General features: G+C 38.3%; 12 protein-coding genes and 1 pseudogene. 10 read left to right on the forward strand and 3 right to left on the reverse strand.

Going from position 1 to position 15,507, the window contains the following annotated elements; translation table 11 throughout:
• Positions 1 to 30: 30 nt before the first annotated feature.
• The 5 genes and pseudogenes from V7L31_RS00220 to V7L31_RS00240 all read left to right on the forward strand — a co-directional run bounded on the left by V7L31_RS00220 (position 31) and on the right by V7L31_RS00240 (position 5,655).
• The gene (locus V7L31_RS00220) at positions 31 to 435 is read left to right on the forward strand and encodes a hypothetical protein (RefSeq protein WP_334694384.1); all 405 of its coding nucleotides are present in this window, start codon (positions 31 to 33) and stop codon (positions 433 to 435) included.
• Between the two features lie 429 nt (positions 436 to 864).
• A complete protein-coding gene (locus tag V7L31_RS00225) occupies positions 865 to 2,883 on the forward strand; it encodes an ABC transporter ATP-binding protein/permease (RefSeq protein ID WP_334694385.1) in 2,019 nt (672 codons plus the stop codon).
• Between the two features lie 28 nt (positions 2,884 to 2,911).
• The gene (locus tag V7L31_RS00230; RefSeq protein ID WP_334694435.1) at positions 2,912 to 4,594 is read left to right on the forward strand and encodes a GUN4 domain-containing protein; all 1,683 of its coding nucleotides are present in this window, start codon (positions 2,912 to 2,914) and stop codon (positions 4,592 to 4,594) included.
• A gap of 19 nt (positions 4,595 to 4,613) precedes the next feature.
• Positions 4,614 to 4,890 (forward strand): annotated as a pseudogene (locus V7L31_RS00235) (ISKra4 family transposase); the annotation flags it as partial.
• A 282-nt stretch (positions 4,891 to 5,172) separates the two neighbouring features.
• Positions 5,173 to 5,655, forward strand: coding sequence for a hypothetical protein (locus tag V7L31_RS00240; RefSeq protein ID WP_334694386.1), 483 nt, complete (start codon positions 5,173 to 5,175; stop codon positions 5,653 to 5,655).
• Positions 5,656 to 6,358: 703 nt separating this feature from the next.
• On the opposite strand, the gene V7L31_RS00245 is transcribed toward V7L31_RS00240, so the two are convergent.
• Together V7L31_RS00245 and V7L31_RS00250 are read right to left on the reverse strand one after the other, a co-directional pair.
• Positions 6,359 to 7,438, reverse strand: coding sequence for a hypothetical protein (locus tag V7L31_RS00245; RefSeq protein ID WP_179065369.1), 1,080 nt, complete (start codon positions 7,436 to 7,438; stop codon positions 6,359 to 6,361).
• Positions 7,439 to 7,491: 53 nt separating this feature from the next.
• Positions 7,492 to 8,475: a hypothetical protein gene (locus tag V7L31_RS00250; protein ID WP_334694387.1), complete on the reverse strand. Its 984-nt coding sequence runs from the start codon at positions 8,473 to 8,475 to the stop codon at positions 7,492 to 7,494.
• Between the two features lie 447 nt (positions 8,476 to 8,922).
• Between V7L31_RS00250 and V7L31_RS00255 the strand changes: the two genes are divergently transcribed.
• The 5 genes from V7L31_RS00255 to V7L31_RS00275 all read left to right on the forward strand — a co-directional run bounded on the left by V7L31_RS00255 (position 8,923) and on the right by V7L31_RS00275 (position 14,833).
• Complete coding sequence (locus tag V7L31_RS00255; protein ID WP_179065367.1) at positions 8,923 to 9,675, forward strand: winged helix-turn-helix domain-containing protein; 753 nt, start codon at positions 8,923 to 8,925, stop codon at positions 9,673 to 9,675.
• A 53-nt stretch (positions 9,676 to 9,728) separates the two neighbouring features.
• Positions 9,729 to 11,054 carry a sensor histidine kinase gene (locus tag V7L31_RS00260; RefSeq protein WP_334694388.1) on the forward strand — a complete coding sequence of 442 codons (1,326 nt, stop codon included), beginning with the start codon at positions 9,729 to 9,731 and terminating at the stop codon, positions 11,052 to 11,054.
• A gap of 28 nt (positions 11,055 to 11,082) precedes the next feature.
• Positions 11,083 to 11,751 carry a phosphate signaling complex protein PhoU gene (gene phoU / locus V7L31_RS00265; RefSeq protein WP_334694389.1) on the forward strand — a complete coding sequence of 223 codons (669 nt, stop codon included), beginning with the start codon at positions 11,083 to 11,085 and terminating at the stop codon, positions 11,749 to 11,751.
• 678 nt (positions 11,752 to 12,429) lie between these two features.
• Positions 12,430 to 13,056, forward strand: a complete 627-nt coding sequence (locus tag V7L31_RS00270) for a Crp/Fnr family transcriptional regulator (RefSeq protein WP_334694390.1) — start codon at positions 12,430 to 12,432, stop codon at positions 13,054 to 13,056.
• 127 nt (positions 13,057 to 13,183) lie between these two features.
• Complete coding sequence (locus V7L31_RS00275; RefSeq protein WP_334694391.1) at positions 13,184 to 14,833, forward strand: iron uptake porin; 1,650 nt, start codon at positions 13,184 to 13,186, stop codon at positions 14,831 to 14,833.
• A 92-nt stretch (positions 14,834 to 14,925) separates the two neighbouring features.
• On the opposite strand, the gene V7L31_RS00280 is transcribed toward V7L31_RS00275, so the two are convergent.
• On the reverse strand, positions 14,926 to 15,186 hold the full coding sequence (locus V7L31_RS00280) for a hypothetical protein (protein ID WP_334694392.1): 261 nt from the start codon (positions 15,184 to 15,186) through the stop codon (positions 14,926 to 14,928).
• Between the last annotated feature and the right edge of the window lie 321 nt (positions 15,187 to 15,507).

The following is a 15,507-nucleotide window of genomic DNA, read 5'->3' on the forward strand; positions in this document are numbered from 1 at the left end:
TTCACTTTATAAGGATTGTAGGTAAGTACAATGGATGAACTCGTCAAAAAAATTTCTGGTTTAGGCCTTCCTGGCATACTTTTTGTCATTGCAACGGGTGCATCAGGGGGTAATGTCGCTGCCGTTGTCGCTATGCTTTCAACGCTGGGCGGGCCTTTCGGCCTCTTAGGAGGTTTAGGCTTGCTTGGGCTGGTAGCTGTTCTAGGGGAATATATAGCGGGATTTGGACTTGAAAACATTCTCAAGCTCGTCTATACAGAACGTAGCAAAACTGAATCTGTCAGATTTCTTCTCAAAGAAATTCAAGAATTGCCCATTTCAGATGAGTTAAAACTCAAACTGAAACATCATATTAGCCCAGTAGTCGTTACTGAACCTGACCAAGGCCCTTTTCCGAGAACAGTCGAAATTGTCGATGAGGAACCATTGATTTAGTGCATTCGATTTGATCCTCCTAGCCCACACGCCAATCGCTAGCCTGCTTTAACACTTACAGCGTTAAAGCAGGCTCCCCTTTAAAAGGTGTATACACAAGTCAAATTACCCCCCTTAATCCCCCCGATGTTTTAGAGGGAAACAGAAAATTTAGCTCCCTCCCCGTTTATTGGGTAGGGTTAGAGGATGTCTAAGAAGTATCAAATATTTCTTGATCCCCCCTAACCCCCCCCTTAAAAAAGGAGGGAATAAGAGTCTTAAAGTCCCCCTTTTTAAGGGGGATTTAGGGAGATCTACAAATCTCGAATACAACACCATAAAAGTTTTCAGACATTCTTTAAAAGGAAAAATGGCCTCTGAGTCTAACTTAATTCTCAAAGGTCATTTCAAAATTTCTAGGGTAATTAGTAACGGCTACATTTTTAGAATATGCAAACTCCATCTGTGCGTGAGCAAAATACAATAAATCCTTTTTCAGCCTTGATTCAATTTTGGCAGGATGTGAAAGTAGTTGCCGGGCCTTATTGGTATCCAACAAAAGCAGAAGGAAGAGCATTTTCAGATGTGATTAGCTCATGGGTAATGCTCATTTATTTAGTATTATTAATAGTCGTAATTGTCGGTGCAAATGCTGCAAATAGTTACTGGAATCGCTATGTAATTGATATCGTTATTGAACAGAAAGACCTTGATAAATACAATGGTACTTTATGGCTGTCCAGTCTCATTATTGTCGGGATGGTCTTGTTAGTAACTCTTTTGAGATATGTCAGAAAAAAAATAATTCTTGATTGGTACAAATGGCTAAATATTCATGTTTTAGAAAAATATTTAAGCAATCAAGCTTATTATAAAATCAATTTTAAATCTGATATAGACAATCCAGATCAACGCTTATCCCAAGAAATAGAACCCATTGCTAGTATTGGCTTGAGATTCTCATCTTCTTTACTAGAAAAATCTTTAGAAATGGGAAGTTCTTTGATAATTCTCTGGACAGTTTCTTCACAAATCGCAATTTATTTGGTTATTTATACAATTATAGGCAATTTAATAGCTGTTTACTTGAATCAAGGAATAAATAAAGTTAGCCAAGAAGAACTTGCATTTAAAGCGGATTTTGCATATTGCTTAACTCATGTTCGTAATCACGCCGAATCAATCGCTTTTTTTCAGGGAGAAGATGAAGAATTCAATATAATTCAGCGTCGATTTAATAATGTTTTAAAAACTGCTGAACGTCGGTTGAATTTAGAGAGGGGACAAGACGCTTTTGGCAGAGCATATCAGTCTGCAATTAGCGTATTTTCGATGTTTATTCTTACACCTTTATTTCTTCAAGATAAAATTGATTATGGACAAATAAACCAAGCTAGTTTTGCTTGCTTTATGTTTTCTAATGCTCTAGGAGAACTAATCTCTGAGTTTGGGATTTCAGGACGGTTTTCTAGCTATGTAAAGCGTTTAGCAGAGTTTTCAGATGCGCTACAGGCTGCTAGTAAACAACCAGAGAACGCCAGTACTATTCAAGTTCTAGAAGAAGAACGTTTAGCTTTTGAGAATGTCACTTTACAAACACCAAATTATGAACAGGTAATTGTTGAAAATTTGTCATTTGCTGTTGCCCCAGGTGAAGGGTTATTGATTGTTGGCCCTAGTGGTAGGGGTAAAAGTTCTTTGTTGAGAGCGATCGCTGGTTTATGGAATGCGGGGACTGGGCGTCTAGTGCGTCCTCCCCTAAAAGAAGTATTATTCTTACCCCAACGCCCTTATATCATTTTAGGGACTTTGCGCGAACAGTTGCTCTATCCTCACACAGATAGGAAAATGAGCGATCGCGAACTTGAACAGATTTTGCAACAAGTTAACCTGCAACACTTACTTACCCGCGTAGATGGTTTTGATATAGAAGTTCCTTGGGAAAATATATTGTCCTTAGGAGAACAACAACGCCTCGCTTTTGCACGGCTATTAATTACACATCCTAGTTTCACTATCTTAGATGAAGCAACGAGTGCTCTAGATTTAAATAACGAAGGTAATTTATATCAGCAGTTACAATCAACGAAAACAACTTTTATCAGCGTTGGACATCGAGAAAGCTTATTTAATTATCATCAATGGGTGTTAGAACTTTCACAAGAATCTAATTGGCAACTTGTTTCTATACAAGATTATCAATTGCAAAAAGGGATTGTTATTAAACCAGTTGAAAAGGAGCAAATTACGATAGATATTTACCCGAAAAATGAACTTAAAATGAAACCAGCATCAGCAGCGAGCGTCACAATTATAGGACTTTCTCATAAAGAGCTTCAGACATTAACAGACTATTCTCTTACTACAATCAGAAGCAAGGCTAGTCAACAAAAGTCTGTGACTACTAAGGATGGTGTAACCTACTGCTATAATAGAAACCCGGAGGTGTTGAAATGGGTAAGAGTTTAGTAACTATTGGTATATTTCAAAACAAGTGATGCTAACTAAAAAGCAAAAACAATTAGTTACTTATAAATCTATTACGATTTATGAAAAATATTACAAATTTCCTACCTTAAAAAATCCAAAGCTAAAAAAAGTTCAAAGAAAAATTAGAAAATGTCAAAGTTTAATTAAAGAAGGTACTAAATATCATTCTTATTTTTGGGGAATAATCAAATGGAAAAAAGAAATTAGTCAAAAAGAAACTTTAGCAAAGGTTAAATTATTAATTTCAGATTATACTCAACTTCTGGATTTTTTAGAAAATTATAAAAATAGTTATCAAAATTTTTTATTAAAATTTATAGATGACTGGAAAAATCTATTTAACCAAAAATATTATGAAATTAGAAAAGTAAATGAAGAAAGAAGTAAGTTAGAGATAAAGAATAATAAAGATTCTCAAATAATTTACAAGTTAAAATATGAAGAAGAAGAAAATTTAAAATCTATTTTACTGTTAAGTAATACTAACTTTTTAATTTTAGAAAAAGTAAAACTCCTCAGTGAAGGAATTAAAAATTTAGCGGAAGATACCAAAAATCAAAAGCAAGCTATTCAGAAAATACTTAAAGATATAGAAGTATATCAAGAAATTTATGAATATCAAGTCAAAGCTACAAAAATTCGTCAAGAAATCGCAAAAATAGCTGAAACAGCAATTAATCTAGAAAACTCTCTACAAGATTACTTTAGCCCGTTTCAATCTTTAATAGATGATGTCGTAAAAGTAGATGCAGATTTTTATGCAATTGTAGGAGAAATTCAAAATTTAGCAAGTAGTACTCTAAATTCTCAAGTTAATTTATTAACGATACAAGATACTAGTACTATGTCTCATGACATCCTCAATTTATTAGTGGCAAGTTATGATAAAAAAGATAGACTGCAAGATGCTTTTTTTCAGTCAAAATTATTAGATTTACAGGTTCATGACTTTGATTTTAGTAAAGATGAGATAACTTTAAATCAAGCGATTTACTTAATATCTAATTATATGTCTAATCAACTGGTAGCTCAAAAGAAAGTGCTAGGGATAGAAGAAGCAGATATTGTTTCTTCTTATTCTCAACTTTCTATCGAGAAAACAGAATTGGCGGAACCACCTAATATTGATATTGGGCTTCCTACAGAATTTAAAAATAATTGGAATATTGATTATAGTAAATTGCAAAACCTTCTTACGCAGTATAAGTGGCAAGAAGCTGATATTGAAACAGCTAAAATAATGCTACAAGTCATGGGTAAGAATGATTGGAATGAAGTTTATAAACAAGATATTCTTAACTTTTCATGTCAAGCTTTTCATAAAATCGATCGACTTTGGCAACAATACAGTCATGGTTACTTTGGCTTTAGTGTTCAGCAAAGTATTTGGAACGAAATAGGCGGTCAAATAGATTATGAAACAGAAAAAAGACTTGGCGATCGCCTGGGTTGGCGAAAAGAGGGAAACTGGTTAAATTACGACCAACTAAGTTTTAAATTATCCCCGACGACACCGATGGGACATCTACCAGTTAAATGGTTACATTATGACCAAAATATACTAGACATACCCCCACACTCATCTACAGCCCCCCTATCAATGGCAGCTTGGCGAGTTGGATCTTGGCTAGTATGGCAGATGCATTTATTTTTCACTCGTGCTAAAACTTGTCATGAAACTTTACCATGAGTGAATCGCACATTATTTAATAGATGATGGACATCCAGGAATTTGGAAAATAATTCGACAATTTAATTGTCCAGGGGAAAGACGGGAGATTTTAGATTGGTTCCATCTGATCGAAAATCTACATAAAGCTGGTAGTTCTCTCAAGCGACTCAAAGCTGCGAAAACTTTTCTTTGGTAAGGAAAAGTTGATGAAACTCTCGTTCTCATCTCTGCGATTAAAAATCTCTGGCGCACAATGGGATGAATCGAATGTTTCTCAAGTCCTCAAGCATCGCTGTGCTTATCTTAACGCCTAGCTTTAGAGCCTGTTTAGTTCTTTTATTCTAACAAATTTGATATGCTCCCAGCCATAATTACGGACAACCTCAATAAGCTAATAGACATTTCCAGAAATTAAAGATGCGTTACCTAGAACCCTTGTAGAGACGTAGCAATGCTACGTCTCTACAAGATGTCTAATGAGCATACAAGTTGTATAGAACCCAACAGGCTTAGATTTAGAATTTTTCTCTCCCCTGCCTCCCCTAGTTTTCCCCGATTGTTTCCTAATTTATAAAATATCGAACTGAGGTTATTCCATGATTCACCATATTTCAATTGCTGTTAAAAACCCTAACCACGTTGCCCAAGTTCTGGCAGAAATCTTAAAAGCACAAGCTGTTTCCTTTCCTCCTAACCCAGGAAGCTATATGGTTATACCTTTTGATGAATACGGTACAGCCATTGAACTTTATCCTTTAGGGTCTCAAATCGAACCTGGTGAAGGTGATGAAGAATGCGTATTTGTGCATACTGCTATTACTGCCAGGTATACAGATATTCATGCAGCTATCTCTGTACCTATTAGTCAGCAAGAAATTGAACAAATCGGTATTCGTGAAGGTTGGCGTGTAGTGCGCTGTAACCGGGATTCGTTCTTTGATGTGATTGAGTTCTGGGTAGAAAACAGATTAATGATTGAGTTGCTAACACCAGAAATGGCATCTAAATATTTAAATTTTGCCACCCAGCAAGAAAACCTCAAATATTTTTTGACAGAACCAGCTTTAGCAACTACTTGATAAATGCAAGAATCATATTTGATTTTTGAAAAAACTCTGGGGAGCATCTAGTTTTGAAAGATATACAAGTTCCAGGAAAATAAAAAAGTGTACATCACCAACCATGACCCCAGTTGAAAAAGAATTCAAAAGTCAGAATTCAGGAGCAGAGCCAGAGCCACTCCTGAATTTTATTTAGCATATCTGTTTTATGAATAGTCAGTATATTTTCAGTGCGATCGCCCAACTGCGTAAGCTGCGATCGGCAAGAAAACCCTAACAGTTAGTTGATTTAGATTATCTAATAACTTTTTTTAGTTAAACTTAAATTTTCTGTGATATATTGATGTAGTCAAGAATACCCGTAATGTAGATAATATTGTATTAGATTTTAAAACATTAGTATTATGTCTAGTCAAGAACAAAATTCCAATAAAGCATTGAATCAAACACAAGCTAGCGGAACAAAGAAGAAGAAAATACAACCTCCCCCAGACATCAAAAAACCAAAGAAAACCGAATAAAAGCATCACGTAGCAACTCTTGGAGATGCTGCACCTAGCAAGATCCCTAAAGGGGTACGCTCCTCAAAATTCAATAGCAACCAGCAAATCCCCGACTTATTTAATAAATCGGGGATATTTTTGATTACGAATAACTCAAGATTGCTATAGAGACTTAAATGCAATTAAGTCTCTAAAATTATCATCAAAAATCAATGAATTTATTTATTTTTCGCTTGAGTCTTTGCCTGTTCTAAAGCTATTTCTTTGATTGCCTGATATGAATTAACATTTGAAGTACCTTCAATAGCTTTAACAGCCAAATCCTGAACTTGTTTTAGAGCAGATTCAAGTTGTTTAGAAAGATTTTGAATTCGCGTTTCTTGATTCGTAATAGTTTGTTCTAGAGATTGCAGTCTTTGTTCATAAAAACGCTTTTGCCCTTCCACTTCCTTAGAATATAAATCTGATTTTATTTTAGCTTGGTAGTGAGCAATACCTTTGCCCTCTTCCGTAGCTTTTTTAATGGCTGCTTCTTTATCTTTCGGAAAAGCCTCTACCTTAGCTTTTAACTCTTCAAATTGTTTCTCTCGTTCAGAAATCGCTTTCTCCCGTTCAGCCCATTGCTTTTCTGTCTCTTGTAGTAATTCTTCCAGCTGCTTATATAGCCCTTTCTGCTCTTGTTCGTATTCGTCATTTTGCAGTTGTCGCTGGAGTTCTAAATTATACTTATACTCTGAAGCATCGCGTTGTCGAGTTTTATTCAAGTTTTCATTCCGTTCTTTTATCGCCCGTTGCTGTTCCTCCTGTTCTTTTCCCCAAGCATTTCTTTGCTCTAGTATTTCTTGAAATAACACTTCAGAACGTCGGGTATATTCTTCTTCATAAGCTTTAGTATTATCTTCATAGGCTTGGATGAGAGTATCCAAGATATCATCAGAAATTTCTAAATTGTGCAACTGCCTTAATTGTTGAATTTCTTCTTCTAAAGTTCGCCTAATTTCTTCCAACTTAGAGGATTTTGTGGTTAGCTGTTCTGATAATTCATTAGCAGCACTGCCAAAACCTAATTGAATCTTCGCCAAGCTTTCAATTGTATTATTCATCTTTTGTTGGACACTAGAAAGCTGATTCATAGCTGTTTTTTGTTCTAATTTAGGCTGTTCTTTAGTTCCAGACTGGTTTTCTTTGGCAACTTGATCGAGTTCCGATTTTAGCGCTGCTTTTTCTTTTGCTAACTCCTCATACGCCTGAAGAATTTCTACTTTAGTATTCTTATCAGTCGGTTTTTTCCCCACCACAACAAACCTCCTCTTCAGGAATTAAAGATGATTAAGATGCTATAGACTCACAACTATTTAGGATTGGAATTACCAAAAGCCCTCATAGCTAAGTCTTGTGCTTGTTTTAATGCAGTTTGCAATTGAGCAGAAATACTTTCTATTTGCTCAGACTGTTTCTTAATTGTTTCTTCCAGAGATTGAATTTTTTGTTCATAGCTCTGTTTGTTAGATTCCCATTCTCTTTCAAATAAATCAGCCTCAATTTTAGCTTTTTGGCTTGTTTCTTTAATTGCTTCTTCTCTAGCTTTCTTAACGGCTTCTTCCAGTTCGTTAGGAAATGTAGTTACTTTTTGTGCATAATCTGCAAAGAGTGGTTGGCGTTCAGCAAATATTTTTTCTCGTTCTGCCCAATCTTTCTCTTTCTTTTGAGAATTTTCTTGTATTTCCCTTTGCTGTTGGCGCTTTATCGCTTCGTAGCTGTCTCTATTGAGTTTACGAGTAGTTTCTAACTTATACTGAGATTCTTCTTGTTCTTGCTGGCGATCTTTGGCTAATAACTCATTATATGCTTGGAGCTTTTCTTCATACTCTGCTTGCTCTTTTTGCCATTCTTTTCGCCTAATTGTAATTTCTTTTTCTAGTGCTTCCCTCTTACTAATAGTATCTTGTTCGAGGATTTTTAATTTTTCTTGGTGTTCTTGACTTAAAACGTCTAGAGTATCTGCAACAACTCTGATTTGTTGCAGTTCTTGTAGGCGTTGAGTTTCAATTTCTATAGCTCGATTCAATTCATCTAACTTAGAATTTTCTTGAGCTAATTTTTCAGATAATGCGTTAAGAATACTGCCAAACTCCAATTGTAAATCAGCTAAACCTTTGACAATACTATCAACTGTATATGCAGCAGCCGCTTGCAGAATCTCTTGACTTTTTGCCTTTTCTGCTTCCTCTTGTTTAGTTGCTATTTTAGATTCCAGCTTTTTTCTTTGGATAATAATTTGTTGAAATGCTTGCATTAGTTGTTGTTTGCTGTCCTTGACTCCAACTGTAGTCATCTTTCAACTCCCTTCAATAGGCAAATGATTTATTGGGTAGCAAGCCATACCAATGACTACCCTATGCAGACATCAGAGTAGCCTTTGAATCAACATTTTTAACGCAGTGGAAATACTGAAATGATCCACATCCGACACTTAAGTGGGTACGAGTTTTCCACAGATGTGTCCTTTTGTTTTTCAGGTATAGTTTTCCCTTTGAGGATTAATAGTATTTTTGTACTAAAATAAATATACCTAAGCGAATCTCCTCTTGTCAAGACAAATTATTTAGAAGCTTGTAGCCATAGTGATTGACGGTTAGGAGACTGCTGTGATGTATGTTACTTTTTGTAAAGAAAATCTAAAAGAATTAACCTGAGCCGAAGCGCGGTTACAGTAAAGCGGGATAATAGATTCAATTAATCCTAATTGATACAAGCACAGTCCTAGACTTTTGTGATATCAATGTACACCACTGAATCGACCAAATATTCTGCTAGAACGGACATTGGACAAACCAGCCGTATTTTAGTAGTAGAAGATGAAGAATTAATCCAGGAAATGCTAGCTGTAGCTCTGGAGGAAGAAGGTTATGGGGTGATAACTGCCCCCGATGGGCGGTCTGCTATCGAGTATCTCAAAAGTTTTGAAACCAATTCAGGGGAACTCCCCTTCGATCTGGTCATTCTTGATTTGATGCTACCTCAAATCAACGGGCTAGATATTTGCCGTTTGCTGCGTCATCAAGGCAACCCAGTACCTATTTTAATGCTGAGTGCTAAGGGTAGTGAAACTGACCGGGTTTTGGGGTTAGAGGTGGGCGCTGATGACTATCTGACCAAACCCTTTAGTATGCGGGAATTAGTGGCTCGTTGTCGCGCTTTACTCCGCCGTCAACGCCTAAGTAATTTACCCCAAATACCAGTATTAAAATTTAAGGATGTCTCTTTGAATCCCCAAGAATGTCGCGTGCTGGTTCGCGGTCAAGAAGTCAGTCTTTCTCCCAAAGAGTTCCGCTTGCTGGAACTGTTTATGAGTTACGCCCGCCGGGTATGGTCACGCGAACAATTGCTCGATCAGGTTTGGGGGCCGGATTTCGTCGGCGATAGTAAAACTGTAGACGTTCATATTCGGTGGTTGCGCGAAAAATTAGAGCAAGACCCCAGTCATCCTGAATATATTGTGACTGTACGAGGTTTTGGCTATAGATTTGGATAATTAGTTGCGATAGTTGTTAGTTTTTAGTAGTCAGCAAGAAACTAACAACTCAAATGCTTTTATTGGGATTTTTTCTGGGTTTAGCGGTAGGCATTGGGTTTTGGATTTGGCAACAGGTTCAACTTAACCGCTACCTGGGGCGCTTACTCCGACCGTTAACCTCCCATTCTCACAAGATGGGACTGCTGTTGATTCCTGGGTTGCGGCAAGAAATAGCGATGGTGAAGCAGCAACGGCAAGATTTGCAGCAGTCGTTGCAAACTTACCAAGACCTACTAGATTTTGCACCAGTGGGATATTTGCAGGTGGATGAGGAAAATCAACTGCTGTGGTGCAATCGACAGGCGCAGGAAATTTTGTATCTGCAAAGCTGGCAACCAGAACAGGTGCGCTTGTTATTGGAGTTAGTACGGTCTTATGAACTTGACCATTTAATTGAGCAAACTCGCGATCGCCAAAAACCACAGATGGGAGAATGGATATTTCATCCATCTTGTGATGATGCGGCAGAGATGGCAACAATCAAATCTCTGGCTTTGCGGGCTTCTAGCTTGCCTTTACCCAATGGACAAGTGGGAGTCTTTTTAGAAAATCGTCAACCCCTATTAGATATAAATCAAGTACGCGATCGCTCTTTTTCTGATTTAGCACACGAACTGAGAACGCCGCTAACTTCGATTCGCTTAGTTGTAGAAACTTTACAAAACCGTTTAGAACCACCTTTAAATCGTTGGGTTAACCGTTTGATGCAGGAAGTCGATCGGCTAATTAACTTAGTGCAAAGCTGGTTAGACCTTACCCAAATGGAAGCAAACCCAAATATCCAATTGCAAACCAAAGCTGTAGAATTGCGATCGCTAATTACATCTGTTTGGGAAACTCTAGAACCCTTGGCAGGGCGTCAACATCTGTCTTTTTCTTATTCTGGCCCTGAAAATATTTGGATTAAGGCAGATAAAGCCAGGATTTACCAGGTTTTTCTCAACTTGCTAGACAACAGCATTAAGTACAGTCCTCCTGATACAAGCATTCACGTCCAAGCAAAAATTCGCTCAATAGATAATAATGAGAGTGATGCTGTTTCCCAAATCCTGGAAATAAATCTGATTGATTCTGGAGTTGGGTTTTCCGAGGCAGATTTACCCCATATTTTTGAGCGATTTTATCGAGGAGATAAAGCCCGAACCCATTCCCCTCAAGATAGTAACTCTATTGGGGCGATCGTTGGTAATGGATTGGGATTAGCGATCGTTGAGCAAATTCTGATCGCCCACGGTGGTTCAATCAAAGCGATGAACCATCCAGAAACCGGTGGTGCGTGGATGCAGCTCCAATTTCCTGAAGTTATGGCAAACTCCCTAAGCCAAGACTATAGTTAGTAATATCTTCACCTTTGAGACAACAAGTGTGAAAGCCGTCGATTATACTCCCAATCCTCAAAGACCACAACTAGCACGCGCCATTAGGCGCTTAGAACGGGATGTATTACGCATGGGTGCTTTGGTAGAACAATCATTTCGCCTCAGCCACCAAGCGCTATTTGCTCGTAACTTAACAGCAGCAGAAGAACTTCCCCGATTAGATAAAAAAATCGATCGCTTTTATCGTCAAATCGAGTCAGACTGTACGGCGATTATGACTCTGCAAGCGCCTACGGCTCCAGATTTGCGCTGTTTAAGTGCCTTTATGCAGTTGGTGCGAGACTTAGAGCGCATTGGTGATTATGCTGAGGATTTAGCTGAGATTGCGATTAAAATTTTTCCTTATGCGCCTCATACGTCAATGCCTGACATTGAAGCTATGTCCCTTCACGCTCAGGCGATGCTAGCAACTAGTTTAAAGGCCTTGGGAGATTTCGATGAAGCCGGTGGACGCCGTTTAAAGCACCTAGATGATACTGTAGATGATGCCTACGATCGCGTTTATCAGACTTTAGCCCAACAACGAGATGTGCCTGGTGTCGTCGAGCCAATTGTACTACTAGCACTGGCAATTCGTTGTCTGGAACGTATGGCAGATCATGCCACTAATATTGGTCAAAGGGTAGCATATATTGTCACTGGTCAACGTTCTTAATTGGCGTGCTGCCCAGATCCCCGACTTAGGGAACTGCAAGAAATAAATTATCCAATATTGTGGGGTGAGCATCTTGTCAGCCTTATAGACTGGGCGGGCAAGATGCTCACCCCACAAGAGTTAATTGAATATTTTTTTATTTGTCAGTCCCTTATTGAAGAAGTTGGGGTTCTGAATCCAGTACCTACATATTTATAGCAACGGATAAGAAAGTTAGGACATTAACTGATGATAAAACCTATATACAAACAGACTTTCAACCTAGTTCCTAGTACCGCAAGGCGGAATTAAAAATTAAAAATTAAAAATGAATACGACGTAAGCGTTTCATTGATTTGGAATGGGTGGTTTATTTCCGCCGTGCTGTACTAGTCCCCTGCTATACCTGAAAATAGCTGTAAAAAAATAAGTTAACTAAATATTTTACTAAAAGCTTACCTTTTCTTAAACTTGCACAATTAAAGTAACAAATAAATAACTAAAAAGTCCTGATTTCTCTCACTGATAGATACCCCAAATAATAAACTGTTAGTATCAGAAAATTTGGAGTTACTTCCTAGCTCTAATTGAGAAGAATAAACTTTCAGATATACAGGTAGATTTTGATGCAAATTATTAGAGTTTCTTAATCATTACAAGTAGCAAGAGTCCCTGATAATTTTGAATTTACGGTTAATTATGTATTCCACAAGTTCTACTTCAAACTCTTTTGCCCTATCAAATAGTTCTGCATTCAGCGGACAATTACCCCAGCAAATGTTTACCCGTCGGGAAGTAATTCCACCTCAAAATGATGTCCTTTGGCGTATTGAGCATGGTGCAGTTCGTACCTTAACCTGGAGTGAAGATGGAACATTCATCACTCTCGGTTATTGGGGACTAGGGGATCTGATTGGCTATCCTTTGTCTAGGGTCAAGCCTTACCAAATTGAATGCCTAACTGGCGTAGAAGTAAGCATTGTGCCACCTCATCTGTGGCATCAAGATGTTAATGCTTTGTTGTCTCACATTCAACAGGCAGAGGATCTACTAAGTATTGTGCATCGCAAACCAATTTCGCTACGTTTATGGCAGTTTTTGGTATGGTTAAGTGAAAAATTTGGACGTGATATAGATAAAGGCAAATTAATTGATTTAAATGTTACCCATCAAGATATTGCTGAAGTGTTAAATACTACGCGAGTAACAGTTACCCGACTCCTGCAACAGTTGGAGGAGGAAGGAACAGTCTTACGTCACAAACGCCGCATTATTTTGCGCTCACCAAATAAATTAATTAAAAATTATAGTTCAGCACTATATTAAATGACTTGTATTTCTCACAGGATAAAGGTATAATCGTCGCTGTGATTGTGTGTAAAATTCCTGAAAGTAAAGTGTTTTAAGCATTTTACCGTGATTAGATTAGTAGGTGTGAGTGAGAGTAAATAACATGACAAAACGATTCTGGAATCTTTTTAAGGTTAGTCCGGTTGTGCTGGCTGCTGCATTTTTCGCTGCGAATAGTGCTTTAGCTGCTGAAGTTAACGAAACAGATGTTTCCCAGTTATCTGAAGCTCAAGAGTCTAACAATATAGATCAGGTAACATCAGTTTCGCAATTTTCGGACGTACAGCCCACGGATTGGGCATTCCAAGCTTTACAATCCTTGGTTGAGCGCTACGGCTGTATTGCAGGTTATCCCAACAGTACTTATCGTGGGAATCGTGCTTTGACCCGTTACGAATTTGCCGCAGGTTTGAATGCCTGTTTAGATCGGGTTAACGAATTGATTGCTACAGCTACAGCCGATTTGGTCAGCAAACAAGATTTAGCTACTTTACAGCGCTTACAAGAAGAATATTCTGCTGAATTAGCAACTCTGCGCGGTCGTGTGGATGGTTTAGAAGCCCGCACTTCTGAGTTAGAAGCTAATCAATTCTCGACTACCACCAAGTTGGTTGGGGAAGCAATTTTCAACATATCTGAGCCTTTTGGTGGGAACATAGCTGCTAGATCTGGTAATTCAAATACTCCCTTGAATTCCAACACGACTTTTGGGGATAGAGTTCGTTTGAACTTGTACACCAGTTTCACTGGTAAAGACCAGTTGCAAACTCGGTTAACTGCCGGGAATATCATCAATAATAATACCACTACTGGCGCGACTGGTACTAACATGACCCGCTTGGCCTATGACGTGACTACCGCAGACAACAGCGTTAGCATAGATAAACTCAACTATGCTTTCAACTTTAAAGACTCAGTGCGTGTCAAAGTTGATGCTACTGGTGGTGAGTTATACGAAAACGTTGATGTTTTCAATCCTGACTTTAGAAGCAGTGGTACAGGCGCTCTTTCTCGTTACGGACGTTTTAGCCCCATCTACCGTCAAGGTCAGAATGGTGCTGGTTTGACTGTTACTTTAAATCCTAACGGCCCTATTAGCTTTACTGGTGCTTATTTAGCACCTTCTAGTGGTAATGGTCTCTTTGGTGCTAATAATCCCGCCGCTAATAACGGGCTGTTCAATGGTGATAATACTATCTTCGGACAGGTATCTTTCAAACCCAGCAAAGCCTTGAATATTGGTCTGACCTACGCCCATAGCTACCTAGCTGGGAATGCTGTTAACAACTTCTTCCAAGGTACAGGTAGTGTTTTTGCCAATAGCCCCTTTGCGACTGTGGCTGGTATTCGAGCTGAATCCAACAATTACGGTGTAGAAGCTACGTTCCTATTTAGCCCTAAGTTGGCTCTTAGTGGTTGGGGAGGTTACACAACTATATCTACTCTTGCTGGTGCACCTAGAGATGCAGAGGTTTGGTACTACGGTGCAACACTTGCTTTAAGAGACTTTGGCAAAGAAGGCAACGTTTTAGGTATTATCTTTGGTCAACCACCCAAAGTTACTGGTGGTAACGTAAAAACAGGTAGTCCTTTTGACTCTGGTACTTCTTATCACTTAGAGGGTCTTTACAAATACAAGGTTTCGGACAATATTCAAGTCACTCCTGGTTTGTTGGTAATTTTCAATCCAGAGAATAACAACAATAACGACACTGAATATGTAGGTACTCTACGTACTACCTTCACCTTCTAAAATTGGTGATGAAATCTCAAGCTCAGAATTAGATAAACAAAAGCCCACCTCAACGTGGGCTTTTGTTTAAGAAGAAAATTAGCTAGTGTTGGCTATGTGGGATTATAATCTGGCTGATTGGATATATCTTTTGGGGGGCGATCACTACTCCAAGCCCACCATACAGAACCACAGTGACAGTAGTAGAACTCTTGCCATTTGCGACGACGGTCTTCTGTAAGTACAGGCGATCGCCGATTTAGCCAAACTTTTTCAGCTTCTAGGCTACTTGAGTGGCAGTTAGGACAGCAAAAATTGTATGCATGTACTGCCTGATTTGTCCATTCAGGTGGGAGGGGAGCAAAAGCATCCATGTAGTTACAAGTGTAGTCTCAATTGCGATCCAAAACTTTGAGGTTTTGAATTGGGCGGCAAACAAATACTATAAAATTCCGCCACACGATCAAACTGCTTAATCAATATTTTTATGAAGTCAGAATTCAGGGTTGAATTCTGTACGGCTGGGTAATGAATATTGGTTAAAACCCCGCCCGGAGTTAAGCGAAACAAGTATTAAATACACTGCCTTAAAACTCTATCCCTTTTTGGGTGGAGTATTCGGAATTCTGATAAGACCGCGATCGCATCTCACAAATCAAAGGTTAACACGAAAAGTTTATTTTTTACATAGCTAG

It is taken from the genome of Nostoc sp., from assembly GCF_036916655.1.
Classification (GTDB): Bacteria; Cyanobacteriota; Cyanobacteriia; order Cyanobacteriales; family Nostocaceae; genus Nostoc.